Source organism: Nocardia sp. NPDC003726, assembly GCF_053586955.1.
The window spans coordinates 59,642-84,378 of the sequence record NZ_JBSFNF010000021.1 but is presented as its reverse complement, the minus strand read 5'-3'; the positions used below and the strand labels follow the sequence as shown (position 1 = coordinate 84,378).

Annotated in this window: 25 protein-coding genes and 1 riboswitch; of the genes, 13 read left to right on the top strand and 12 right to left on the bottom strand. The window is 70.3% G+C overall.

The window, feature by feature from the left end:
* Positions 1-17 precede the first annotated feature (17 nt).
* The 3 genes from ACWDMM_RS24980 to metX all read left to right on the top strand — a co-directional run bounded on the left by ACWDMM_RS24980 (position 18) and on the right by metX (position 2,278).
* A complete protein-coding gene (locus tag ACWDMM_RS24980; RefSeq protein WP_195080482.1) occupies positions 18-731 on the top strand; it encodes a TetR family transcriptional regulator in 714 nt (237 codons plus the stop codon).
* A gap of 52 nt (positions 732-783) precedes the next feature.
* Positions 784-894: riboswitch (SAM riboswitch) on the top strand.
* Positions 895-980: 86 nt separating this feature from the next.
* A complete protein-coding gene (locus ACWDMM_RS24975; RefSeq protein WP_195080481.1) occupies positions 981-1,124 on the top strand; it encodes a hypothetical protein in 144 nt (47 codons plus the stop codon).
* Positions 1,121-2,278: a homoserine O-acetyltransferase MetX gene (metX, locus tag ACWDMM_RS24970; protein ID WP_195080480.1), complete on the top strand. Its 1,158-nt coding sequence runs from the start codon at positions 1,121-1,123 to the stop codon at positions 2,276-2,278. Before ACWDMM_RS24975 ends, metX begins: the two co-directional genes overlap by 4 nt.
* A 90-nt stretch (positions 2,279-2,368) precedes the next feature.
* On the opposite strand, the gene ACWDMM_RS24965 is transcribed toward metX, so the two are convergent.
* A complete protein-coding gene (locus tag ACWDMM_RS24965; protein ID WP_195045274.1) occupies positions 2,369-2,614 on the bottom strand; it encodes a DUF3017 domain-containing protein in 246 nt (81 codons plus the stop codon).
* 198 nt (positions 2,615-2,812) lie between these two features.
* On the opposite strand from ACWDMM_RS24965, the gene ACWDMM_RS24960 reads away from it, so the two are divergent.
* From ACWDMM_RS24960 to ACWDMM_RS24945, 4 genes are all read left to right on the top strand, one after another.
* Entirely contained in the window at positions 2,813-3,055 is a 243-nt protein-coding gene (locus ACWDMM_RS24960) for a hypothetical protein (RefSeq protein ID WP_449939811.1), read from the top strand.
* Positions 3,056-3,060: 5 nt separating this feature from the next.
* Positions 3,061-3,474, top strand: coding sequence for a type II toxin-antitoxin system VapC family toxin (locus ACWDMM_RS24955; protein WP_449939809.1), 414 nt, complete (start codon positions 3,061-3,063; stop codon positions 3,472-3,474).
* A 51-nt stretch (positions 3,475-3,525) separates the two neighbouring features.
* Positions 3,526-3,945 (top strand): hypothetical protein, encoded by a 420-nt coding sequence (locus tag ACWDMM_RS24950; RefSeq protein ID WP_449939807.1) that lies wholly within the window; start codon positions 3,526-3,528, stop codon positions 3,943-3,945.
* Between the two features lie 107 nt (positions 3,946-4,052).
* Entirely contained in the window at positions 4,053-4,517 is a 465-nt protein-coding gene (locus tag ACWDMM_RS24945) for a tRNA (cytidine(34)-2'-O)-methyltransferase (protein ID WP_195080476.1), read from the top strand.
* A gap of 6 nt (positions 4,518-4,523) precedes the next feature.
* On the opposite strand, the gene ACWDMM_RS24940 is transcribed toward ACWDMM_RS24945, so the two are convergent.
* The 4 genes from ACWDMM_RS24940 to ACWDMM_RS24925 all read right to left on the bottom strand — a co-directional run bounded on the left by ACWDMM_RS24940 (position 4,524) and on the right by ACWDMM_RS24925 (position 9,664).
* Complete coding sequence (locus ACWDMM_RS24940) at positions 4,524-4,757, bottom strand: DUF167 domain-containing protein (protein WP_195080475.1); 234 nt, start codon at positions 4,755-4,757, stop codon at positions 4,524-4,526.
* The gene (locus ACWDMM_RS24935) at positions 4,714-5,718 is read right to left on the bottom strand and encodes a DUF4349 domain-containing protein (protein ID WP_323124650.1); all 1,005 of its coding nucleotides are present in this window, start codon (positions 5,716-5,718) and stop codon (positions 4,714-4,716) included. The genes ACWDMM_RS24940 and ACWDMM_RS24935 overlap by 44 nt, the downstream gene beginning before the upstream one ends.
* Before the next feature lie 88 nt (positions 5,719-5,806).
* A complete protein-coding gene (locus ACWDMM_RS24930) occupies positions 5,807-9,154 on the bottom strand; it encodes an error-prone DNA polymerase (protein WP_449939802.1) in 3,348 nt (1,115 codons plus the stop codon).
* Between the two features lie 54 nt (positions 9,155-9,208).
* Positions 9,209-9,664 (bottom strand): hypothetical protein, encoded by a 456-nt coding sequence (locus ACWDMM_RS24925; protein WP_357106489.1) that lies wholly within the window; start codon positions 9,662-9,664, stop codon positions 9,209-9,211.
* 215 nt (positions 9,665-9,879) lie between these two features.
* Here ACWDMM_RS24925 and ACWDMM_RS24920 point away from each other — a divergent pair, with 215 nt between their 5' ends.
* Positions 9,880-10,851 carry an SDR family NAD(P)-dependent oxidoreductase gene (locus ACWDMM_RS24920; protein WP_449939798.1) on the top strand — a complete coding sequence of 324 codons (972 nt, stop codon included), beginning with the start codon at positions 9,880-9,882 and terminating at the stop codon, positions 10,849-10,851.
* Between the two features lie 21 nt (positions 10,852-10,872).
* On the opposite strand, the gene ACWDMM_RS24915 is transcribed toward ACWDMM_RS24920, so the two are convergent.
* A complete protein-coding gene (locus ACWDMM_RS24915) occupies positions 10,873-11,607 on the bottom strand; it encodes an alpha/beta fold hydrolase (RefSeq protein WP_323124651.1) in 735 nt (244 codons plus the stop codon).
* Positions 11,608-11,822: 215 nt separating this feature from the next.
* Here ACWDMM_RS24915 and ACWDMM_RS24910 point away from each other — a divergent pair, with 215 nt between their 5' ends.
* A complete protein-coding gene (locus ACWDMM_RS24910; protein WP_195080470.1) occupies positions 11,823-12,521 on the top strand; it encodes a class I SAM-dependent DNA methyltransferase in 699 nt (232 codons plus the stop codon).
* A 6-nt stretch (positions 12,522-12,527) separates the two neighbouring features.
* On the opposite strand, the gene ACWDMM_RS24905 is transcribed toward ACWDMM_RS24910, so the two are convergent.
* The gene (locus tag ACWDMM_RS24905) at positions 12,528-14,108 is read right to left on the bottom strand and encodes a DNA polymerase Y family protein (RefSeq protein WP_195080469.1); all 1,581 of its coding nucleotides are present in this window, start codon (positions 14,106-14,108) and stop codon (positions 12,528-12,530) included.
* A 43-nt stretch (positions 14,109-14,151) separates the two neighbouring features.
* Positions 14,152-14,940, bottom strand: a complete 789-nt coding sequence (locus ACWDMM_RS24900; protein WP_195080468.1) for a hypothetical protein — start codon at positions 14,938-14,940, stop codon at positions 14,152-14,154.
* A gap of 383 nt (positions 14,941-15,323) precedes the next feature.
* Here ACWDMM_RS24900 and ACWDMM_RS24895 point away from each other — a divergent pair, with 383 nt between their 5' ends.
* Positions 15,324-16,445 carry a serine/threonine-protein kinase gene (locus ACWDMM_RS24895; RefSeq protein ID WP_195080467.1) on the top strand — a complete coding sequence of 374 codons (1,122 nt, stop codon included), beginning with the start codon at positions 15,324-15,326 and terminating at the stop codon, positions 16,443-16,445.
* 27 nt (positions 16,446-16,472) lie between these two features.
* Here ACWDMM_RS24895 and ACWDMM_RS24890 read toward each other — a convergent pair whose 3' ends face one another.
* Both ACWDMM_RS24890 and ACWDMM_RS24885 read right to left on the bottom strand, forming a co-directional pair.
* Positions 16,473-17,108, bottom strand: a complete 636-nt coding sequence (locus ACWDMM_RS24890) for a response regulator (RefSeq protein WP_195080629.1) — start codon at positions 17,106-17,108, stop codon at positions 16,473-16,475.
* A 95-nt stretch (positions 17,109-17,203) separates the two neighbouring features.
* On the bottom strand, positions 17,204-18,523 hold the full coding sequence (locus tag ACWDMM_RS24885; protein ID WP_195080466.1) for a PspC domain-containing protein: 1,320 nt from the start codon (positions 18,521-18,523) through the stop codon (positions 17,204-17,206).
* 210 nt (positions 18,524-18,733) lie between these two features.
* On the opposite strand from ACWDMM_RS24885, the gene ACWDMM_RS24880 reads away from it, so the two are divergent.
* Both ACWDMM_RS24880 and ACWDMM_RS24875 read left to right on the top strand, forming a co-directional pair.
* On the top strand, positions 18,734-20,386 hold the full coding sequence (locus ACWDMM_RS24880; protein WP_449939841.1) for a PspC domain-containing protein: 1,653 nt from the start codon (positions 18,734-18,736) through the stop codon (positions 20,384-20,386).
* Complete coding sequence (locus ACWDMM_RS24875) at positions 20,379-20,597, top strand: hypothetical protein (RefSeq protein ID WP_067803608.1); 219 nt, start codon at positions 20,379-20,381, stop codon at positions 20,595-20,597. Before ACWDMM_RS24880 ends, ACWDMM_RS24875 begins: the two co-directional genes overlap by 8 nt.
* A gap of 281 nt (positions 20,598-20,878) precedes the next feature.
* On the opposite strand, the gene guaA is transcribed toward ACWDMM_RS24875, so the two are convergent.
* On the bottom strand, positions 20,879-22,453 hold the full coding sequence (guaA, locus tag ACWDMM_RS24870) for a glutamine-hydrolyzing GMP synthase (protein ID WP_195080464.1): 1,575 nt from the start codon (positions 22,451-22,453) through the stop codon (positions 20,879-20,881).
* A gap of 119 nt (positions 22,454-22,572) precedes the next feature.
* On the opposite strand from guaA, the gene ACWDMM_RS24865 reads away from it, so the two are divergent.
* Entirely contained in the window at positions 22,573-23,373 is an 801-nt protein-coding gene (locus tag ACWDMM_RS24865; RefSeq protein WP_195080463.1) for an alpha/beta fold hydrolase, read from the top strand.
* Positions 23,374-23,478: 105 nt separating this feature from the next.
* Here the strand turns inward: ACWDMM_RS24865 and ACWDMM_RS24860 are convergent, their stop codons facing one another.
* The gene (locus tag ACWDMM_RS24860) at positions 23,479-24,642 is read right to left on the bottom strand and encodes a GuaB3 family IMP dehydrogenase-related protein (protein WP_195080462.1); all 1,164 of its coding nucleotides are present in this window, start codon (positions 24,640-24,642) and stop codon (positions 23,479-23,481) included.
* Positions 24,643-24,737 lie beyond the last annotated feature (95 nt).

The window sequence follows — 24,737 nt, the reverse complement described above, 5'->3', positions numbered from 1 at the left end:
TGCGTTAGCATGGGGGCATGCTCGAGTCATCGGCGCCGACGGGCGCGGGCGCAGCGGCCGACCGCGCCGCCGGCGGCCCGGCGACCCGTGGCCTGCGCGAACGCAAGAAGGAACAGACCAGGCTGCGCATCATCGCCGCGGCCCTCGACCTGTGCGACACCCATGGCTTCGACGCGACCACGATCGAGCAGATCGCCAACGCGGCGGACGTCTCGCCGCGCACGATCAACCGCTATTTCGACAGCAAAGAAGACATCGTCCTCGGCCCGGTCCAGGATTTCGGTCGCACCATCGCCGAGACGCTGCGCGAGCTGCCCCGCACGGGCAACGAACTCGCGGCGCTGCGCGCGGCCTTCCTGCACGTGGTCGATGAAGCCGCCGCGGCGGGCGAGGCGGACCCGCTGTCGTTCCGGCAGTTCCAGAAGATGCAGCGGATCCTGCGCAGCAGCCCATCGGTCGCCGCGCGCAACATGGAACACGCCGACGCCAAGAACACCGCGATCGCCGCGGTGGTCGCCGAGCGCCTCGGCACCACACCCGACGCGCGGCCCGTGCGGCTCATCGTCGGCACCTGGCAACTGATCGGCCACGTCGGCATGGAGTGCTCCGACGATGTGTTCCTCGACGACGACCTGGCGACCGCGGCCAGAGCGGGGCGTGCCGCGTTCACCGAGGCCTACGACGAGTTCGTGCGCACCTGCTGCGGGACGCCGACCGCCGTCGACCAGTGAGTTCGATGGAGGATTTCGGGCGCTGACCGCCTGCCGGTTATGATGCCGGACAGGTCATGAGTACCAGCGCCAAGCCCCGGCTCGCTGGTCGGCAACCCTCCAGCCGCGGTGGGGTGCTCCGGGTGATGACCTGGCTCCCGAGAGCCGGGAGCAAGCGCGTAACAGGAGGTCGCCGGCATGTGTTGTTGTTCGTCACCCACACACCGCTAACCCCTGCTGTACCGGCGAACACCTGCTTGGGAGCAAACCATGAGTGAATTCACCGCGCCCGGGGCCGAGCGAGGCCGGGCGCAGTCGGGCCCGCACAGCCACGGTGCCGAGTTCGGGATGCGTTCGCTCCCGGCGCAGGACGACCCGGCCGACCTGCCCGCCGGTTTCGCGGCGGCGACATGACCGTGAACACCGAATCGAGCTCGCGGACCGCAGGCGTCGTCCTGCCGCCCCCGGATGGACAGCTCGGCACCATCGCCATCGGGGACGTGCGACTGGAGAACGGCGCGGTCATCCCGGACGTCCACCTCGCGGTGCAGCGCTGGGGTGAACTCTCCCCCGGACTGGACAACATCGTGCTGGTCGAACACGCGCTCACCGGCGACTCGCACGTCGTCGGCAAGGCCGACGACGTGCACCCGCTGCCCGGATGGTGGGACGGCATGGTCGGGCCCGGCGCGCCGCTGGACACCGACGAATGGTGTGTGATCGCGACGAACGTGCTCGGCGGCTGCAAGGGCAGCACCGGGCCGTCCAGTACCGCTCCGGACGGAAAGCCATGGGGCTCGCGGTTTCCCGAGATCTCGATCCGCGATCAGGTGACCGCGGAGGCCGCGCTGCTGGACGTGCTCGGCGTCGAGCGGCTCGCCGCCGTGGTCGGCGGGTCGATGGGCGGTATGCGAGTGCTGGAGTGGATGGTCGGCGCACCGGAGCGGGTCGCCGCGGCGCTGGTGCTCGCGGTCGGGGCGCGCGCCACCGCCGATCAGATCGGCACCCAGACCACCCAGATCGCGGCGATCAAGGCCGATCCGGACTGGCAGGGCGGCGACTATCACGGCACCGGACGCGCTCCGACGACGGGAATGGCCCTGGCCCGGCGGATCGCGCACCTGACCTACCGCACCGAGTTCGAGCTGGATCACAGGTTCGAGAACAAGCCGCAGGACGGCGAGGACCCGTGGCACGGCGGCCGCTACGCGGTGCAGAGCTACCTGGACCATCAGGCCGAGAAGCTGTGCAAGCGTTTCGATCCCGCCACCTACGTCCTGCTGACCGAGGCGATGAACCGCCACGACGTCGGCCGCGGCCGGGGCGGAGTCGAGGCGGCGCTCGCGGCGACGCCGGTGCCCTGCGTGGTCGGCGGCGTCGACTCCGACCGGCTGTATCCGCTGCGGACCCAGCAGGAACTCGCCGATCTGCTGCCCGGTTGCGACGGGTTGGAGATCGTGCACTCGCGCGACGGGCACGACGGATTCCTCACCGAGGCCGCGGCGGTGTCGAAACTGCTGACCGAGACCATGCGACTGGCCCGCGCCGGTATGCGACCCGGACGCTGAGAAGCCCTGTCCCGGGCTACCTCACCGCGCAGCGCCAAGTTAATTCCGTCCGGTCTCGAGTTGCGCCACGTCTGCGCCGCTCGCAGGCCCTCAGCCGACGCCGAGAGTATTGATCGTGGCCGCGAGGAAAAGAATGCTCGAGCCGAGCAGCGTCAGCGCGCCGACGTCGAACGGCTTACCGCGCACCGCCAGCAGCCCCACCCGCGCGGTCGGCAGGCACAGCCGGAACGCCGCCGCCAGCAGCGTCGCGCCCCCGAAGAAGAACGCCCCGCGCCGCCACCGATCGGACGCCACGAACACCACCGCCACCACGATGACCAGCGTCACGACCACCATGGGCAGATGGGAGCGCAAGAACTCCGCCCACAAACCGCGGGCCCCCGCCCGGTGCTCCGAAATAGGCGTGTCGGCATCGGTCACCCCCCGATTCTTGCAGACCGCCCGACCTCCGACCGGTACCGGCACCTTCGCCGGGATGCAACGGAGAGTTCGTCGGAGTGCCCCACCAGCTCGGTCCTCACTACAATCGACGGCATGACCGCAGCGCACGACTACGAAGACCTGCATCGCCTGGTCGATCGGCTCACGCCTGATCAAGCACGTGCGCTGCGGGCGGTCGCGTTGCAGTTGGTCGTCACCGACGTTCCACAGCAATCCCCGGCCGCCGAGATCGGCGGCGAACGGCGTCGGCATCTCTCCTTCGCGGGCCTGATGCACGCCGAACCCGATCTCGCCGCGAGGTCTGAGGAGATCCTGCGCGAAGAGCTGGGCGAATAAGCCTCGTGATCGTCTGCGACACAGGGCCGCTCGTGGCCGTCCTGAACAAGAATGACGCTGATCATCAGCGCTGCCTGCGTCTATTGGAGACCCACCCCGGGCCGCTGCTCATCCCGAGCCCCGTGCTCGCGGAAGTCTGCTATTTCGTGGAAACCCGCGTGGGTCCGGCGGCTGAAGCTACGTTCCTGGAATCTATCGCCAACGAGGAGATCTGCCTTGTAGATCTCACCTCCGCGGACCTGTTGCGTATGGCGGAGCTGATTCGCAAATACGCCGACTTCCCGTTGGGAGCCGTCGATGCCGCCGTGCTTGCCGTCGCCGAACGATTGGATGCGCACCAGATCGCGACCTTGGATCGCAGGCACTTCAATGCGGTCCGCACGCGTCATCGCTCGCATCTGCGGCTCCTGCCCGACTGATGCGTTCGACCGACGGCGGAAGTCAGCCGGTCCGCTGGCATCATCTCGAGCATGATCCTGCGACGACTCCCCCTTCTCGCGCTCGCCGCGATTCCGGTGGCGCTCGGTTCCGGCGCCACCGCTGCCGCGACACCTCCGCTGTCGCCTCCGGTGCTCGAGGAGGTCTTCTCCGTGCCCGGAACCGTGTCGGCGAAATTCCACAACCCCAACGCCGAGGGTGTGTGCTGGGTGTACAACGACGACACCGGGGAGATCTTCGGCGGCAACCACCCCACGTCGTTCGCCATCGCCGACGGCAAGATGGTCCAGACGTCGCTGGGCAACGGTTCCCTGCCCGCAGGGCGGATGCGCGTGCGTGGCGCATGCGCCTGGGAACGCCCCACCGACGATCCCCGTGGGGGCGATACGTCGGTGACCGAGATCGTCACCGTCGACGTGATCGGCAAGCCGAGTACGGGCAGCTTCGGCTGAGTCCTGGACGGCCGCACGCCCGATCGTCCGGATCCGGTTCTCCGACGGCCCACGAGCCGGGGATCACCGTTCGCGGTCGCTCTCGATCACCTGGTTGACTGACACCCGTGTTCCATCTGATGTTCCACGAGCCGTGCATTCCGCCGAATACCGGCAACGCGATCCGGTTGGTCGCGGGGACCGGGTGTCATCTGCATCTGATCGAGCCGTTGGGGTTCGATCTGTCGGAGCCGAAGTTGCGCAGGGCCGGGTTGGATTACCACGATCTGGCGTCGGTGACGGTGCATCCGGATCTCGCGGCGGCGTGGGAGGCGCTGCGCCCGGAGCGGGTTTTCGCGTTCACCACCCAGGGCACCACACGGTTCACCGACGTGGCCTACCGGGAGAACGACGTGCTGCTGTTCGGCACCGAGCCCACCGGACTGCCCGCGGAAGTGCTGGCCGACCCACGCATCACCGACCGGCTGCGCATCCCGATGCTGCCCGGCCGCCGCTCCATGAACCTCTCCAACGCCGCCGCGGTGACCGTCTACGAAGCATGGCGCCAGCTCGGTTTCCCCGGCGGCATTTGATCGGCGTCAGGACTCGTCGATCTCGAATCGTTTGAAGCGGGAAGTCGCGCCCGCGGTCAACCGGACGGCGGACTTGGGGACGCCGTAGTGGTCGGCCAGCAACTCGATGGCCGCCTTGTTGGCTTTGCCCTCGACGGCGGGAGCCCGCACGTACAGTTGCAGGCTGCCATCGTCGAGGGTCTCCACCAGCGGGCCCTTACGGCTGTTCGGCTTGATCGTCGCCCTGACCACCGTCGGCACGCTTGCCTCCTGCGCTGGTTTCCGCGCCGTCGGAGGCGCCGCTCACCGGTTCCGTGGGAGCCGGTGCCGATTCTCCCCCACCCGGCGCGGGCCCGCGCCGCCGCACCAAGCGCACGACGCCCCACAGCACGGCGAGCGCCCCGGCCAGGAATCCGAGCCACGGAATCGCCTTGCCGCTGAACACGATCGCGTCCTGCAACCAGTCCACCAGGGAGTTCCAGCCGGAGACGACGCCATCCCAGAAGCTGTCGGGATCGTCGCCGGACTTCCTGGGATCGGTGCTGACGTCGATGGTCAGCGTGGACAGGGCGACCTGGTCGTCGAGCCTGCGCTTCTGCGCGGTGAGGCTGTCCAGTTCCCCTTGGCGGCTCGACAGCGCCTGCTCGGCGGCGATCAGGTCGGAGGTGGTGGTGGCGCCCGCGATGAGCCCGCGCAGCCGGTCGACCGAAGCTTGCAGCGCCTTGATCCGCGCGTCCAGGTCCTCCCAGTGCATGGTGACGTCGTCGCGGTTGGTGCTGACCCGGGTGATCCGTCCGACTCCGCCGAGGCCCGCGATGAACGCGTCGGTCTTGTCCGCGGGCAGCCGGACGACGAGCGTGGCGCTCGGCTCGGTGTCGTCGGTGCCGGGCTGCTCGGTGCGGCTGTCGACTCGGCCGCCCGCGGCGCGCACCTGGTCGATGATCGTGCCCGCCGCGGCGACCGGCGCGTCCGCGGTGATCTCGACGCTGCCGGTGACCACCTCCTTGCGGGTGGACGTCGGTTCGGCGCCGGAATCGTTGTCCCGCTTCGGCGGCGCCTGCTCGTGCAGCCCCGGCGGCACCAGTGCGGGGGCGGCGGGCCCCGGCCCGGTGAGCACCGATGATGTCCGATCCAGGGCGCGCGTCGCGTCGTCGTCACCGCAGCCGGTGAGCAAGATCAACCCGAGCACGCCGGCGCACAGCACAGCAAGCTGCTTCCTCATGCTTGGCACAGTAGCCGTTGACACCGCCGGAAAAGCCGCGCATAACGGTTCTCTAGAGCGCTTCTAACACTTCCTTAAAGCAACGGGCTCAACGGAAGTCGCGCGATTTGGACGCCATCCGCAGATCCATGCGCTGCAGATGTTCGGCCACCACGCTGACCACGCCCTCGGCATTCTGCACCCGGCCCCGGATGAGCAGGGCGGCGGCGCCTTGGGCGAGGCGCCGGTAACGCCGCCACAGCCCCAGCGAACAGACGATGTTCACCATGCCGGTCTCGTCTTCCAGATTGAGGAAGGTGACGCCCTCCGCAGTCGCGGGACGCTGCCGGTGCGTCACCGCGCCGCCCACCAGGACCCGCGAGCCGTCGGGCACGGTGAGCAGGCCGGAGGCGGGGATGACGCCGAGGGCGTCCAGGTGCGGGCGCAGGAACTGCGTCGGATAGCTGCCCGGCGAGACGCCAGTGGCCCAGACGTCGGCGGCGGCGGTCTCCAGATCGCTCATCCCGGGCAGCATGGGCGCGGTGGTGGCCGCGCCGGTGCCGGGCAACCGGTCGGGGCGCTCGCCCGCGGCCGCGCCCGCCGCCCAGAGCGCCGCGCGGCGGGTGCTGCCGAGGCTGCCGAGCGCGCCCGCCGTGGCGAGCGATTCCGCTTGCGCGACAGTGAGTTCCACTCTGCCGGTCAGGTCGAGGAAGGAGGTGTAGGGCCGATCGCCCCGCGCGGCCACGATGCGTTCGGCGAGGTCGTCACCGATCTGGCGGATCGCGGCGAGACCGAGGCGCACCTCGGTGCCCTTCGCCTCGAGGGTGGCCTCGGCGCGACTGGCGTTGATATCGGGACCGTGCACCGCGACCCCGTGCCTGCGCGCGTCGGCGACCAGCGATTGCGGCGAGTAGAAGCCCATCGGCTGGGCGCGCAGCAGGCCCGCGCAGAAGGCCGCGGGATGGTGCAGTTTGAACCAGGCCGAGTAGTACACGATCGAGGCGAAGCTCTGCGAATGACTCTCGGGGAAGCCGAAATTCGCGAAAGCGTAGAGCTTCTCGTAGATGCGGTCGGCGACCTCGCCCGTGATGCCGTGCCGCTCGCGCATGCCCTGATAGAGCCGCGCCTTGAGGCGCTCCATGCGCTCCGGCGACCGCTTGGAGCCCATGGCGCGGCGCAGCTGATCGGCCTCGACGGCGGTGAATCCGGCGACGTCGACAGCCATCTGCATGAGTTGTTCCTGGAACAGCGGAACGCCGAGCGTGCGTTCCAGCGAATTCTTCAGTGCCGGATGGTCGTAGACGACGTCCTCGGCTCCGTTGCGCCTGCGGATGTAGGGGTGCACCGACCCGCCCTGGATCGGGCCGGGACGGATCAGCGCCACCTCGACCACCAGGTCGTAGAAGCTACGCGGGCGCAGCCGGGGCAGGGTGGCCATCTGCGCGCGCGACTCCACCTGGAAGACGCCGACCGAGTCCGCGCGCGAAAGCATCTCGTAGACCTCGGGTTCGGCCAGATCGAGCGCGTGCAGCTCGACGGTCTCGCCTTTGTGCTCGCGCACCAGGTCGATCATGTAGTGCAGGGCGGAGAGCATGCCGAGGCCGAGCATGTCGAACTTCACCAGGTCGATGGCCGCGCAATCGTCCTTGTCCCATTGCAGGACGCTGCGGCCCGGCATGCGCGCCCATTCCACCGGGCAGACGTCGGCGATCGGCCGGTCGCAGATCACCATGCCGCCGGAGTGGATGCCCAGATGCCGCGGCAAACCCTCGATATCGGCGGCCAGTTCCAGCACCTCGGCGGGGATGTCGGTGTTCGTCTCGGCGCCCACACCGGTCCAGCGGCTCACCTGCTTGCTCCACGCGTCCTGCTGGCCGGGCGAGAACCCCAGCGCCCGTGCGGCGTCGCGCACCGCGGACTTGCCGCGATAGGTGATCACATTCGCCACCTGCGCGGCGTACTCGCGGCCGTACTTGCGGTAGACGTGCTGGATCGCCTCTTCCCTGCGGTCGGACTCGATGTCGATATCGATGTCCGGCGGACCGTCGCGCTCCGGGGAGAGGAAACGCTCGAACAGCAACCGGTTGCGCACCGGATCGACATTGGTGATGCCGATCGCGTAGCAGACCGCGGAGTTGGCCGCCGAACCGCGGCCCTGGCAGAGGATGTCGTTGGCCTTGCAGAAGCTGACGATGTCGTGCACCACCAGGAAGTATCCGGGGAATTCCAGGTCGTTGATCACCGCGAGCTCGTGCTCGATCTGCCGGTACGCCTCGGGGTTCTGCTCGGGCGTCCCGTAGCGCGCGGCGGCGCCGGCCATGGCGAGTTCGCGCAGCCAGGACTGCTCGTCGTGTCCGGAGGGCACGTCGAAGGGCGGCAGGTTCGGGGCGATCAACTGCAGGTCGAAGGCGCATTCGCGGGCCAGGGCCGCCGCGTTCGCCACCGCCTGCGGGCAGTCGGCGAACAATCGCGCCATCTCCGCCCCCGACCGCAGGTGCGCGCCACCCGCCGGGGCCAGCCAGCCCGCCATCTCGTCCAGGCTCTGCCTGGCCCGGATCGCCGCGAGCGCCATGGCCCTGCGGCGCCGGCTCGGTGCGGCGAAGTGCGCTCCGGTGGTGGCGAGCACGGGCAGGCCGACGCGATCGGCCAAGGCGATGAGACGCGCGTTGCGTTCGTCGTCCTCGGGGATGCCGTGATGGGTGAGTTCCACGCTCACCCGGTCGGCGCCGAAGCGGTCGGCGAGCTCCCGCAGGGCCGCTTCCGCACGTTCGAGCCGGGTGCTGCCCGCGCGCAAGTCGAGGTCGAGCGCCTGGCGCAGGTGACCCTTCCGGCATCCGGTGAGGATGTGCCAATGCCCATCGGCCGCCGCGGTGAGCGTGTCCAGGTCGTAGCGCAGGATGCCTTTCTCGCCCGCGGCCATGTGCGCGGCGGCGATCTCGCGGGAGAGCCTGCGGTAACCCTCCTGCCCGCGGGCCAGCACCAGCAGGTGCGGCCCGGCCGGGTCCGGCGCGCCGGTGCGCGGCGCCGAGTCGGGAGCTGCGGCGTGCCCACGCGTGGGCACCTGCGGTTCGAGTGCCGTGCCGAGCGACAGTTCGGCCCCGAAGACGGTGGGCATGCCCCATTCCTTGGCGGCCTCGGCGAAGCGGACGGTGCCGTAGAAGCCGTCGTGGTCGGTGAGCGCGATCGCGGTCAGGCCGAGCCGCACCGCCTCCTCCACCAGTTCCTCCGGCTGACTGGCACCGTCCAGGAAGCTGTAGGCCGAGTGCGCGTGCAACTCCGCGTACGGAACCCGCGGTTCATCGTTGCGGCGCACCGGCTCGGGACGGTACTCGCCGCGCTTACGCGACCATGCCGGACTGTCGCCGCCGTCGCCCGGATACGCCGCCTCCTGGCTCGCCCGTCCGGACAGCACCCGCTCCATCTCCGCCCAGCTCGGCGGTCCGTTGCCCCAGCCCACGACTCACCTCCTCGCCTCGAACATACATTCGAATACAGGAGATGTACAGGCAGGTCAGGACGCACGAAGACGTTCGACGGAACCGGCGGCCAGAGCCGCCTCGACACCCCGCAGGCGCGTTCGGATGAGCGCGCCGTAGGCATCGGAGGCGAGGACGTCGAGATGGCCGCGCGCGATGGCCAACTGCATCCTGGCCACTTCGAACTCCCCGACCCGGCGATGACTGTCGGCCAGGTTCAGATACAGCGACGGCAAGAAGCCGCGCAGTCCTTCGTCCAGCGGCACGCCGGGCCCGAAGACCGCGGCCAGCGCGCGCTGATCCCAGCGCAGCGCCTCGGCGGGCTCCTCCTGGAGATCGGCGAGATGGTGTGCGACCACGCAGCGCTGCAACGCTCCGCCGCGTTCGCCGAGTTCGTCCCAGAGCTTTTCCAACGCCCGTCGCCCCGCCGCGGGGTCGACGCCACCGAGCCGCACCGCGGCAAACACCTCCGCCATCCGATCGTCCGACATGCGCTGAAGTATCGCACATATGTTCGAACGTTTCGAGGGTTGTTCGAAGCGTTTCGCGCATTGGCAAATCCGCAGGCCGCGTGCGATTCCCGAGCGGACGGGCAGGCCGCGGCGACGACCGGAACCGGCCCACGGGGACGTGACGAAGGCCACTTGGCAGCGAACTTACTTCGGAGTAAGTTCATGGGCACCCGACCTGCAAAGGAGCAGCAGCGATGACCGACGCCTCCGCTGAGCCCGTCCGCCGCCGGCGCCACAACCGCGACCTCACCGGACGGCACGTCCTCATCACCGGGGCGTCCTCCGGAATCGGCCGCGCGGCGGCGCTGGCGGTCGCGGGCAAGGGCGCCACCGTGTTCCTGCTCGCGCGCAGGGGCGAGGAACTCGCCGGCGTCGTCGACGAGATCAGAGCCGCGGGTGGGTCGGCCTACGGATATTCCTGCGACGTCACCGATTCCGACTCCGTCGATCAGGTCCTCGAGACCGTCCTGAACGAACACGGCCACGTGGACATGCTGGTGAACAACGCGGGCCGCTCCATCCGCCGCGCCATCCATCGCTCCACCGACCGGCTGCACGACTTCGAACGCACCATGGCCGTGAACTACTTCGGCGCGTTGCGACTGACCCTCGGCCTGCTGCCGCAGATGCGGGAACGCAAGTTCGGGCACATCGTCAACATCAGCAGCGCCGGCGTGCAGGTCGCCACACCCCGGTTCGCGGCGTACCTGGCCAGCAAGGCGGCGCTGGACAAGTTCACCGAGGTGGCGGCCGTCGAGACCATGGCGGACGGCGTCACATTCACCACCATCCACATGCCGCTGGTGCGCACGCCGATGATCGCCCCGAGCGGCGACCAGGGCCCCGCCGAGTCACCCGAATGGGCGGCGGCCACCATCGTGCGCGCGCTGACCGAACGCCCCAAGCGCATCGACGTGCCGCTGGGCACCCTCGCCGAATACGGCGCGCTGCTCACCCCGAAGATCCGCGACCGGGTCCTGCACCGCTACTACCGCGCCCTGCCCGACTCCCCCGCGGCCAAAGGCGAGCCGACGGCATCCCACGAACCGGCCGAACCCGTCGCCGCTCTCCCCGAGCCCCGGCCCCGGCCCCGATCCACCACGCGCCGCGTCACGGGCACGGCCTTACGGCGCGCCGCCCGCTGGGTCCCCGGCACCCATTGGTGAAATCCGGCGCCCTAACGGGGTTCAGCCCGCCAGGAACGGCCGGACCGCCGCGGCGAACTCCAGGTAGCGGTCGCGGTGGATGCTGTGGCCGCAGGTGAAGGTGGTCACCGTGCAGTCGGTGATGCTGTCTTGCAGGATGGCGAGCTTTTCCGGGTCCACCATGCCGCCCGGTCCACCGCACAGCACCAGAGTGGGAGCGGTGATGTCGGAGAGCCGGTCCCACCACTCGGGGTTCGGCTTGCGGAACTGCTCCAGCGCGGTCTTCGTCATGGAACGGTCGAAGGCGAGCACCGCGCGCGGGTGCAGGACCAGGCTGGAGGTGGCGTGCCACAGTTCGGGCACGGTCGGGAACCGGCGGGTCAGGCGCAATTCCTCGGCGCCGGACCGCAGCGGGAGCGGGCACTCCTCGATGACCAGCCTGCGCGCGAGTTCCGGCCGCTCCTGCGCGACGCGCGACACCGCGTAACCGCCGAGCGAGTGCCCGACCAGATCCACCGCGGGCAGTTCCAAGTGGTCGCACAGGCGCAGCAGATCGTCGCCGAACTCGTCGAAAAGATAGGAATCGGTGTGTGAGCTACGGCCGTGTCCACGGAGGTCGGGGATGATCACGCGGCGTCCGGATCGCACGAGGACACGGGCGAACCGATCCCACGTGTGCCCGTCGCCGCCCATGCCGTGCACGAGCAGCACGGGAATGTCGCTGACCGCGCCCACCCCCGAATCCCGATAGGCGATCCGCACGTCTCCGAATGTCACCTGGCCAAGCGTCAGATCCACGACAATGAAGGATACCGGCAGTCATGCCTCACCCCCGCGCGGTGTAGCGCTGATCACGCAACGGCGAAAACGCAGTTCGGGCGGCACTCACCGGGATGAGATCCGAGCCTCGCGAAGGCCGTTCTCCACGGTGGTGTTTCGAGCAGCGCGATAAATGCCTGGCGCAGGGGCGAACTCGGAGCAATACTCGCCGCATGCCCTCCTTCGCCGACTTCGACCGCCGCGACTACCGCACCGTCGACGTGGCCACGGGGTACGACGGATGGGCACCCACCTACGAGCAGACCGTCCTGGACGAGATGGATCTCGCTCTGCTCGGGCGATTGCGGCTCGACCTCGGCGGAGTGCGGCGCGCGGCCGACCTCGGCTGTGGCACCGGGCGAACCGGAAGTTGGTTGCGCGAGCGGGGAATACCGCATATCGACGGCGTGGACGTGAGCCAGGGGATGCTGGCGTTGGCCGCCGAACGCGGCGCCCACACCACGCTGACCCGAGCGGACGTGCGGGCCACCGGCCTGCCGGAAGGCGCCTACGACCTGGTGATCGCCTCACTGATCGACGAGCACCTGCCGGAGCTGGCGCCGTTCTACGCGGAGGCGTCACGGCTGGCCGCGCCGGGCGCGCGCTGCGTACTGGTCAGCTACCACCCGCAATTCATCATGGTGTCCGGCATGCCGACGCACTACACCGACCCATCGGGCGAACCGGTGGCGATCAGCACCCATCTGCACTTGATCAGCGAGCACCTGTCGGCCGGACTGGACGCAGGCTGGGTCCTCACCGAGGTAGCCGAGGCGCTGGTCGACGACGCGTGGCTGGCTCGCAAACCGAAATGGGCGGCCCTGCGCGGACATCCGTTCACGTTGGCGACCGTGTGGTCGCGCCCCGACTGAGAGTGCTCAGTCGTAAAGACCCTCCGCACACCATGTTTCGTCGCGATAGAGCAGCAGCAGCACCCGGCTGGCCGCGGTGGCGTCGTCGAGTTGGACCTGCGCGCGGGCGGTGCATTCCGCGTCGCCCGAGCCGGCTGACCACCAGCGTTCGTCCACCGGCCACGGGCCTGCCCAGCCGGTGAGCCGCCACTGTTTGCTCCCCCAGCGCAGCAGCGCGGGGTCGGCGTCGAAGAGGGCGCGGTCGGTGACCTTGACCAGCGCGCCGTCGGCGGTTTCCAGCCGCACCAGCGGACGGTTCAGCAGGATCACGGCCGGGGCGGGCTCGGGCAGCCGTCCCGGCCAGGGTTGCGCGGGGTCGGCCGCTGGGACGAGTTCGTCGCCCAGCGCGACCATGGTGATGCGTTCGGCGGGTCCACGTCCGCCGCTCAGCACGCCGACCCGCACCGCTTCCCCGCCGAGCAGCCCTTGCACCCGGATGAGCGCGCGGCGGGCCCGCTCGTCCTCGGCCCCGTCCCCGCCCCACAACCCGAGTTGCAGCGCGCCCGCCGTGACCACCTCGACCGGTTCCAGCCGCAGCACGGTGATCGGCGCGGTGGGCCGCGCGCCGTCGCGCCGGGTGAGCCAGCCGTCCAACTGCCACCGCACCCGGTCCGCCGTGCCCTCCGGCGTGAGCGGCTCTGCGCAGCGCCAGATCCGCGAAAGCCCTTCCCCCGACTCGGTTTCCGCACGCACCGAAAGCCTGGTGCAGGCCAGCCCGGCGGCCGCGAGCGCGCCGTGCAGCCGGGTGGCGAGCATGCGACCGGCGAAGGCGGCCGCATCGACCCGCTCGATCGGCGGATCACAGCGGTACTCCACCACCAGATCCGGCGGTGGCTGCCGCGCGGACGGCGGGCGCTCCGGCTCGGCTCTGGCGCAGCGATGCGCGAGCACGGCGTCGACGCCGAACCGGGAGGCGACCTCCGCCGCGGAGAGCGCGGCGAAATCGCCGATCCGGCGCAGACCCAAACGGTGCAGCAGATCGACGAGGTCGGCGCGTTCCGGGGCGGCCAAGCTCGGTTCGACCGCGAGCTCCCCGACCGGCAGCGGTGCCAGAAACCGCGCGCCCTCCCCCGGAGGCACGATCGCGGCGCGCCGGGCGGCGATCACCGCCGTCGACAGTTCGTCGGCGATCCCGATCTGCGCTTCCGCCCCGGCCGCGGCCACCGCGTCCACCAGGCGTTCGGCCGCCGCCTCCTCGGAGCCGAAGAACCGCGCCGCACCGCGCGCACCGAGCACGAGCAGCCCGGGGCGCAGGACCTCCACGCCGGGCATGGTCGCGGCCACCGCGGCGACCAGCGGTTCGAACAGCCGCGCGTCCCGATCCTGATCCTGTTGCGCGAGGAACAACTCGGGGCAGCGCGCCTGCGCCTCTCTGCGCTTCAGCCCGCGGCGCACCCCTTCGGCTCGCGCGATCGCCGAACAGGCCACCACCCGGTTGGCGAACAGCACCGCCACCGGCCGCGTAGCGGGCAGGCCCGCCACCGCCGCCGCGGCGACCGCGGGCCAGTCCGGGCACCACAGGGCCAGCACCCGCTTCGATCGGATCACGGCGCCGCACGACCCGCGGAAACCGAGGAGCGGGCCGCCGCACTCACGACACCGCCTCCTGCGTGTCGACGGCTTCGACCGCCGGAGCCGCCTTTTCGCGCAGCACCCATTCCACGCGCCCCGCGTTCGGGCACAGATCCAACCGCCCGCGCCGCGGCGGTCCCGCCTTGCCGCGCACTTCGACGGCCAAACCGAGCGAACGCAATCGTCCGCGCCCGCGGCCGAGACCGGCGTACCCCGCGACGCGAGCATCGAGCTGGAGGGACGCGCCGGGCCAGCGACCGTCGGCGACCACCAGGGTGGCGCCCTTGTTGCGGGCACGGGCCGCGATCACCCGGCTGCGCGCGGGCGCGACGGCCCCGCCGCCGAGGCCGAGCACGACCAGATCGAGCCCGTCGAGCAGCACCGCGGCCACCTCCACCGGGTCGGGGCCGGGATCGGCGATCACGGCCAGCCGCCGCAGCTGTGCCCCCATCTCCACCGCGGCGAGCAGACCGAGGCGGGGCATGCCCACCACCGCGGCGTGCCCGCCACCTTCGGTCACCGCGGCGAGCAGACCGGCCAGCAGCGAATTCGCCCCCGTGTACGCCACCACGGAACCGGCGACCAAGCCACCCTCCGGCAACAATGGTGCGAGCGCTGCGGGCACCGGTAATGCCGGTCGGCGCGACTCGGCGCCGAGCGGGACACGCTGCGCCGCCGATTCCCCGCGGCCCGGCACTGCGGCCATACGTCTGCGCAGCTCAGCCAGGGAAGGGGCGCCCTCACGCCCACCACCGCGCGGCAGCGCGCCCCGATTCACCCCTCCCTGCGATATCGCATCCGAACCCATCCCAACCACCTACTTCCCACGATGGACCCGAGGCGAAGCATGCGGAGCGACCCTCGATTCGAGTGCCAGCACCGATTCAGCTATCGATTGATATCGAATATACGTTCGATACCGAGACAGTAGAAACCGACCCCCAGGTTTCCGTCAAGGGTTCCCGCGGCGCGTGTCGCGGCTGCCCCGTTCCGCGCGCGCCCGGCCACCACCCCCGTTTCCTCGGTATGGTGTCGCAGACCCGGCCACCACGCCCGGCGCCCGGTTCATCGGTATGGTTTGTGGCACACATACGAACCGAGAGCGTGCGTGGCACATAACAGTGCCTCCTGCCCGCCTATGCGCGAACACGAATCAGGCCAGCTAGCCTCATTTTCCGCTACCCTGCACCCGTGACCGAACGCGCTCGTCCCACTGTCGGCCCCCAATATCTCGTCGCAGGCCGCTACCGCCTCCAGTCGAAGCTGGGTGGCGGCGGCATGGGCGCGGTCTGGCTGGCGCACGACCGACTGCTGGACCGGGACGTCGCGATCAAGCAGGTGCTCACCACGGCCGGGCTCGACGAGGCCGAAGCCGACGCGGTCCGCAACCAGATCATGCACGAGGGCCGGGTCGCCGCCAAACTCTCGCACGACCACGCGATCGCCGTGTACGACGTGGTGCTCGAGGCCGGTGAGCCGTGGTTGGTGATGGAGCACCTGCCCTCGCGCAGCGTGGCGAAGGCGCTGGCGCTGGTCGACACGCTGCCGCCGATCGAGGTCGCGCAGATCGGCGCCCAGGTCGCCGACGCGCTGGCCGCCGCGCACGCGGTCGGCATCGTGCACCGCGACATCAAGCCCGGCAACATCCTCGTCGCCGACCGTGGCCCCGGCGTCGGCATGGCGAAACTCAGCGACTTCGGCATCTCCCGTGGCGCGGGCGACCTGCTCGACGAGCCGGACGGCGTGATCACCGGCACCCCCTCCTATCTGCCCCCCGAGGTCGCGCGCGGAGCGCAACCGACCAAGGCCAGCGACGTGTTCTCCCTTGGCGCCACGCTCTACACCGCGATCGAAGGACAGCCGCCGTACGGCTTCGACGAGGACAGCGACGTCATCGTGCACCGCGCCGCCATGGCGCAGATCATCCCGCCGACCCGCAGCGGCGTGCTCACCCAGGCGCTGCTGCACATGATGGAACCCGCGCCGCAGCGCCGCCCGACCATGGCCGAGGCGCGCGACGAGATCCTCACCGCCGCTTTCGGTCCCGGCACCGGGCCCTACATTCTCGGCGCGCCCGTCCGCACCGAGGACGGAACCATTCCGTTCTGGGCCGCACGCAACTCGGCGTCCGGGATCCGCAGCCCGCACTCCACGCCCCTTCCCCGCCCGCACCGCAACCTCGCGGGTGCGGCTGCGGCCCCGCCCCCGCAGCGCACCAAGAACGCCCAGCCCGGCAACGCGCCCTTGGCCATCGCTGTCGGCCTGCTGATCGGCCTGATCATCATCATCGGGATCATCGTCGCCGTCCTCTGACCTCGACCCAGCCGTCCCGGACGACGGTCAGTCGATGCGGCGGCGGTGTGCCCATCGGGTCAGGGCGTTGCGGTTGGACTGCTGCGTCTTGCGCAGCACATTGGAGGCGTGCGTCTCCACGGTTTTGACCGAGATGAACAGGGATTCGGCGATCTCGCGGTAGGTGTAGCCGCGCGCGAGCAGGCGCAGCACCTCCAGTTCGCGCGGGGTCAGGGAGTCCAGTTCGGGGTCGAGGGGCGGCTCGGGCACCGGGGACCTCCCGGTGAACGAATCCAGGACGAAGCCGGCCAGGCGCGGGCTGAAGACCGCGTCGCCGCCCGCCACCCGGCGGATGCCGTCGGCCAGCTCGGCACCCGAAATCGTCTTGGTGACATATCCTCTGGCCCCGGCCCGGATCACCGCGATCACGTCCTCGGCCGCGTCGGACACACTCAGCGCCAAGCACACCGGCCCGGGATCGATACCCGCCAGCACCGCCACTCCCCCGCCGTCGGGCATGTGCACGTCGAGCAGGACGACGTCCGGTCGCTCGGCGTTGATCCCGGCCACCGCCTCCGCGACCCCTCCGGCCTCCCCGACCACCTCCATGTCCGCCTCACGGCTCAATTCCGCACGCACACCCGACCGGAAGACGGCGTGATCATCGACGAGAAAGACCCGCACGGTCACCTACTTCTCCTAACCGACCCATGACCCCCAACCCGTACCACACTCGTCCCCCGTGCGCCCGTCACGTCCCGCGCGGGCGCCGAACGCGCCTAGTGGGCGGCCCGAGCGGGCTCTTCGTCCTGGGTGGCGCAGCCGGAATCCGTCCGCGGCATGATGATTCGGACCTCGGTGCCGCGGCCCGGCGTCGACAGGATGTCCACCTGGCCCCCGCGGCGCTCGACCCGTCCGCGAATGGACTTCGCCAGGCCGCGACGGTCTTCCGGCACGGCCGCCAGGTCGAAGCCGGAGCCGCGGTCACGGACGAAGATGCTCACCTGATGCGGTTCGACCTCGGCGAACAGGTCGATCTCCGGGACACCCGCGTGCTTGGCGGCGTTGACCAGCGCTTCCCTGCTCGCGCCGAGCAGAGCGGTGAAGTGTTCCTTCGGCAGACCCGAGCCGGAGCCGTCGACGTCCATCGAGACGTCGCCCACGGTCACCGGCGCCACCTTCACGCCGTGCTGGTCCTCCACCTCGCCCGCGATGGTCCGCAGGGCCGCGGCCAAGCTCGACTGCGCGGGGCCGGAATCCTCGAAAAGCCATTTCCGCAGCTCCCGCTCCTGGCTGCGGGCCAACCGCAACACCTCCTGCGGGTCGTCGGCCTGCCGTTGGATGAGCGCGAGCGTCTGGAGCACGGAATCGTGCAGGTGCGAGGCGATCTCCTCGCGTTCCTCGTTGCGGATGCGGGCGGCGCGCTCGGCGTTCAGCGCGCGCATCATGCGCAGCCACAGCGGGACCGTCAGCAGTCCCGCGCCGATCAGCGTGACCGCCACCGCCAGCAGCGCCGATCCGATCGAGCTCAGATTGATCCTGGCCAGCACCACCACACCGAGACCGGCCACGATCAGCGTCGCACCGGCGACGATGCGCGACCAGGTGACCACCGAAGGCCGCGCGGGCAGCCCGAGCAGCGAACGCGGCCCGTCGACGTCGTACTCCCGCCACACCAGCGCCGCGCCGACCGCCACCACGATGATCGGCGCGATCACCTTCGCCGCGGTCCCGCTGAACACCCAGGACACGGCGATCGCGAGCCCCAGCCCGAGCATCGCGAGCCCGATCGCCTGCCGCCGCTCCGCACCGGAGGGTTTCACCTGATCGGATCCGCCGGGCGTGAAGATCCACAGCAGTCCGTACCCGACGATGCCCGCCCCGGCCAGGGCGGACAGCAGCACGAACGCCATCCGCACCTTGAACACGTCGACGCCGAGATGGTCGGCCAGACCACCCGCGACGCCGCCGACGACCCGGCCGCCCGACCGGCGGACCATCCGCGCCTGCGGCGGCCAGGGGACCGGCGCGGGCACGGGCCCCAGCCCACGGGCAGCGTCGAACCCCCGGGTGTCGAACGCGGGAACAGACGGGTACATGTCTTCGATACTGGCACGGCGACGAAGCCGCCAGCATCCGGATTCACCCTGATCTTGCTCGATCACACCCGCGCCGACCAGGGCGGACACGCCGCGACCCGAGCACACCCGCGCATAGCTGAAAATTTGCTGCATCGGTGGATCGGTCCAAAGTGTTCAGGCTGTTTTTCAGGGTTCCCCCCGATGCGCCGATTCCGTGATCGGCACACCATGGGAAACATGACGAAAACGAGCTTCGGCGACCAGGTCCAGCAGATATGGCAGGCCCGGCCGGTCCGATTGCCGCAGCAGGGGCCGATCGCGGGCGTCGCGGCGGGGTTCGCGCGCCGCTACGAGATCGATCCGGTGCTGGTTCGCGTCGCGTTCGTCGTCTCGACGATCTTCGGCGGCGCGGGCATCGTGCTCTACCTGCTGGCCTGGCTGCTGCTCAGCGCGGCGGGTGACCAGGCCTCCGCGGCCGAGTCGCTGGTCGGCAAGGGCCACAGCTCGCAGTCGCAGACCAAGACCATCGTGTTGATCGTGGCGCTGGCCATCGCGGTCAGCACGATGGGTCCGGTCGGCGTCGGTCTCGGCGGCTCCGGCGTGATCAGCTTCGCCCTGATGCTGGCCGGTTGGTGGATGCTGCACCTGCGCACGCCCAATCCGCCACCGGGCACCACCGAAGCGTTCGGCGGATTCGCTGCGGAGACCGGGATCAACGCCACCGGCTACCCCGGCGCGGTCTTCCCACAGGGAGCGACCCGAACCGTCGGCGACCTGTACATGCCGCCGACCGCCGTGTACACGCCCTACACGAAACTGCCGGACGCTTACATCCCGGAGACCCCCGCGGACGGCGCGACGGTTCCGCTGCACAAGCCCGCGACCGATGACGCCACCGTGGTGCTGGACAAGGCGGCCATGCCCGCTGAACAGGACCCGGAAGTTCCGGTCGGCCGCCGCATCGATTCACCCGCCACGGTCAGCGATCGAGTGAGGCCGGCTCAGGTCGGAAACGGCCCGATCGATCCCGCCGGTACGGTCGGCCGAGTCAGATCGGACTCGGCTTATACCGGCCGCACCGATTCATCGGGGAGCACACCGGACGCGAAAACTTCACCGTCCGACCGTCCGGTCCCACTTCGCAAAGATGTCCCGGCCCCTCCGAGCCCGCTTCGCACCGCGTCCGTTCATCCCGCGATCATCGGCGGCCCGACCCCACCGTCCTGGGATCCGCTCGGCGTCGCTCCGCTTGCCTGGGACCTGCCGGAACCTCCCCCTGCCCGCACCGTCGTCGCCCCGCAGGAGAAGCGGCCGCGCTCACGGCTGACGCCGGTGGTGATCGGCTCGGCCATTCTCGCGGCGGCCGGAGCCGGCGCGGCCGCGGCCTCGGGCGTGGAGTGGATGACACCGGCCCGCATCGCCGCGGCGGCGCTGGCCGTGATCGGTCTCGGCCTGGTGCTCGGCGCGTTCCTGCGGCGCGGCTACGGCTTGCTGGTGCTCACCGCTCCGCTCGCCGGATTCGTGCTGTTCGCCTCGGCGATCGGTCCGCTCGAATTCGATCGGGCGGCGATGGGCGACCACATCTGGACGCCCGCCTCGGCCGCGGATCTGGCCGGGAACTACCAGGTGACCATGGGTACCGGCACGCTCGACCTGCGGTCGGTGAAACTGACCGAGAACCGTACCGTCGACATCGATGTCCGGATGGGCGAAGCCCGCGTGCTGCTGCCCGCGGACATGACCGTCCGCACCCGGTGCACGGCCACCATGGCCGAGGCGATCTGCGCCGACGGCATCAGCGGTCCGAATACTCCCGGCGCGCCGGTGCTCGATCTGAACGTCGACGTCCGCGCCGGAAACGTGGAGGTGCAGCGTGGCTGAGACCGACAACGACAAGCGCACCGGCTCCCGGCGCGGCCCCGCCGCCTCGCTGCTGATCGCGGGACTGCTTTCCCTCGCGATCAGCGTGTGGGCGTTCGCCGGTCCGGCGTCGGTGCCGGCGACCAGCATGATCCCGATCGGATGGATCGTCGTGCTCGCCGCGATCGTCATCGGCATCGTGCTGGTGATCTCCCCGCGCAAACGATCCTGAGCACGACGAACGGCCCGTCCACCCGGACGGGCCGTTGCGCGTTCGTCCTCGAGTCGCCGCCGGAGACCCCTCGTCGTCCTACGGACAGGAGAACCGAATGAAGCCCGACCAACCCGCCGATCAGACGCCACCCACCGCCCGGACCACGCCGCCGGAGCCCCGCCCCTGCGCCACGCCCGGCACACTCCTGGGCCACCTGATTCTGCAGAGCGCGTTCCACCGTCCCCGCTGATGTCGCGCGGAGTCGGGACCGACGGCAGGTATCTACCGCCTGAGCGGGATCACTCCCACTCGATGGTGCCCGGCGGCTTGCTGGTCACGTCCAGAACCACGCGGTTGACCTCCGCCACCTCGTTGGTGATCCGGGTGGAGATGCGCTCCAACACCTCGTAGGGCAACCGGGTCCAGTCGGCGGTCATCGCGTCCTCACTGGACACCGGACGCAGCACGATGGGGTGTCCGTAAGTGCGGCCGTCGCCCTGCACGCCGACGCTGCGGACCTCCGCGAGCAGCACGACCGGGCACTGCCAGATCTGCCGGTCCAGACCGGCCGCCGTCAGTTCCTCGCGGGCGATGGCGTCGGCCCGGCGCAGCGTCTCCAGCCGGTCGGCGGTGACTTCGCCGACGATCCGGATGGCGAGGCCGGGGCCAGGGAAGGGTTGGCGGGCCACGATCTCCTCGGGCAACCCGAGTTCGCGGCCGACCGCGCGGACCTCGTCCTTGAACAGCAATCGCAGCGGCTCGACGAGTTCGAACTCCAGATCGTCGGGCAGGCCGCCGACATTGTGATGACTCTTGATGTTCGCGGTGCCGCTGCCGCCGCCGGACTCGACGACATCCGGGTAGAGCGTGCCCTGCACCAGGAACTCGACCTTCGGCGTCGCGCCGTCGGCCGCGCCGTGCTCGAGCACCACCTCGCCCACCGCGTCCTCGAAGGAGCGGATGAACTCACGCCCGATGATCTTGCGCTTCTCCTCGGGGTCGGTCACGCCCTTCAACTCGCCGAGGAACTTGTCCACCGCGTCGACGGTCACCAGCTTGGCGCCGGTCGCGGCGACGAAATCCTGCTGCACCTGCTCGCGCTCCCCCGCCCGCAGCAGGCCGTGGTCGACGAACACACACGTCAGCCGGTCACCGATGGCGCGCTGCACCAAGGCGGCGGCGACGGCGCTGTCCACCCCGCCGGACAGCCCGCAGATCGCGTGCCCGTCACCGATCTGCTCGCGCACCGAGGCGATCAGCGAATCGGCGATGTTCGCCGGAGTCCAGGTCGACGGGATGCCGGCGAGTTCGTGCAGGAACCGGCTCAGCACCTGCTGGCCGTGCGGCGAATGCAGCACCTCCGGGTGGTACTGCACACCGGCCAGCCTGCGGGCGCGATCCTCGAAGGCGGCGACCGGCGCGCCCGCGGTGGTTCCGGTGACCTCGAAGCCATCCGGCGCGTCGGTGACCGCGTCGCCGTGGCTCATCCACACCGGCTGAATGGTCGGCAGGCCGCCGTGCAGCAAACCGCCGTCGATGTTGAGCTCGGTCCGCCCGTACTCCCTGGTGCCGGTGTGCGCGACCGTGCCGCCCAGCGCCTGGGCCATCGCCTGGAAGCCGTAGCAGATACCGAAGACCGGCAGTCCCAGATCGAACAACCGCGGATCGAGCCGCGGCGCGCCTTCGGCGTACACGCTGGCCGGGCCGCCGGACAGGATCACCGCGAGCGGCTGCTTGTCGGCGATCTCCTCCACCGTCGCGGTGTGCGGAACCACCTCCGAGTACACGCTCGACTCGCGCACCCGCCGCGCGATCAGCTGGGCGTACTGTGCTCCGAAGTCGACGACGAGGACCGGTCTCTGGGTTTGTGCCACTCGCCCAGTTTAGTGAGCGGGGAAACGAGCGAATCATCGGCACAGCGGCAGGCGTGGGAGACGAGCCCGACCGCCCGAATCGTCACCCGCGGCCGGGCTCGCTGGTTATCCTTCTGCTCGTGCCCTTCGCCCGCGCGATCGATGCCGACATCCACTACGAGGACAGCGGCGGGGACGGCCCGGTGGTATTGCTGGCGCACGAGTTCCTCATGGACCGCACCATGTTCGCCGCCCAGATGGCCGCGCTCGCACCCGAATTCCGGATCGTGTCCTGGGATGCCCGCGGCCACGGCCGCACCAGGGACGAGGGCCTACCTTTCACCTATTGGACCGCGGCCAGGGACGCGCTGACCGTCCTGGATCATCTCGGCGCCGACCAGGCCGTCGTCGGCGGCACCGCGCAGGGGGGTTTCACGGCGCTGCGCACCGCGTTGATCGCGCCGGAGCGCGTCTCCGCGCTGATCCTGATCAGCACCGAAGCGCACGGTCCCACCCCGGAGCAGTCCACCGCCACGCAGAAGTTCCTCGAAGAGTGGTACGACGACGGCTCCCGCGAACGAGCCGTGCACCAGCTGGCTTCCTGGCTGATCGGCGACGACGAGTGGTACCGCTCGATCTGGACCCAGCGCTGGCTGGTGCGCGATCGCCGCGGCATCGAAGTGGCGGCAGGCTGTCTGCTCAGCCGCGACTCGGTGCTGGATCGCCTCCGCGAAATCGCCTGTCCCGCTCTGGTGATCCACCCGACGCACAGCGGCATGGACCGCGAGCGCGCCCAAGAGCTGGCCCACGGCCTGTCCGGCGCCACGTTCATCGAGATCGCCGAAGCACGCCTGGCGGTGACGATGACCCACCCCGAGCCGGTGAACCACGCGATCCGGCAGTTCCTCCGCGCACGGACGAAACCAGCCCGCGTGCGGTGAACGCTGTGTTCGATGTGCAGCGCCTGCGGCGCTGCGTGTTCGCGGCGCTCGTAAGACTCGCTTCTCCGGTGATCGCCTGGTGGCGGGGTGCGCCCCGGACCAGTATCAAGCGCGGACGCTCAGGCCGACCTTCTGGAATTCCTTCAGGTCCGAGTAACCGGCCTTGGCCATCGAGCGACGCAGTCCGCCGACGAGGTTCAGTGAGCCGAACGGGTCGTCGGACGGACCGAACAGCACCCGCTCCAAGCTCGGGCGCACGGGGTCGCCGACCGGCTCACCGCCGAGATCCCACGGGTCGTCGACGTGCAGCAGCGAGCCGCGCGGCACCGACGGATGCGCGGCCGCCGACGGCCAGTACCAGCCGCGGCCCGGCGCCTCCGCGGCCACGGCCAGCGGGACGCCGAGCATGGCCGCGTCGGCGCCACACGCGATCGCCTTGGCCAGGTGCCCCGAGGTGGCGACGTCACCGTCCGCGATGACGTGCACGTAGCGGCCGCCGGTCTCGTCCAGGTAGTCGCGGCGGGCGGCGGCGGCATCCGCGATCGCGGTGGCCATCGGCACGCCGATGCCGAGCACCTCGCCGGTGGTGGTCGCTCCGGGGTAGGAGCCGTAGCCGACGATCACGCCCGCCGCACCCGTGCGCATCAGGTGCAGCGCGGTGCGATGATCGCTCACGCCGCCCGCGACCACGGGCACGTCCAGCTCGGCGATGAAGGTCTTGAGGTTCAGCGGCTCACCGTCGCCGACGTGCTCGGCGGAGATGATCGTGCCGTGCACCACGAGCAGGTCGATGCCCGCCTGCACCAGGGCGGGGGTGAGCGTGCGCGCGTTCTGCGGGCTCACCCGCACCGCGACGGTGACACCGGCGGCGCGGACCTGCGCCACCGCGGCGGCGAGCAGATCCGGCTGCATCGGCGCGGCGTGCAACTCCTGCAGCAGCGCCACGGCGCGCTCGTAGCCGCCCTTGCCTGCCAGTTCGAGCAACTGATCGATCTTCGCGCCGACATCCGCGTGCCGCGCCCACAGTCCCTCGCCGTTGATCACGCCGAGCCCGCCGAGGCGGCCGAGCTCGATCGCGAACTCCGGCGATACCAAGGCGTCGGTGGGATGCGCGAGAAACGGGATCTCGAAGCGGTAGGCGTCCAGCTGCCAGGACAGCGACACCTGCTTCGACGAGCGGGTCCGGCGCGAGGGGACGATGTCGACGTCGTCCAGCTCATAGGTACGCCGGGCGGTCCGGCCCATGCCGATCTCCACCATGTCGCGCACGCGAATTCTCCTTAATTTTCGGCAGCGCCTGCGGCGCTGCGTGTTCGCGGCCCTCTTGTGGCTCGCGTTCCAGCGGTCGAGACTCGCGCCTGCGG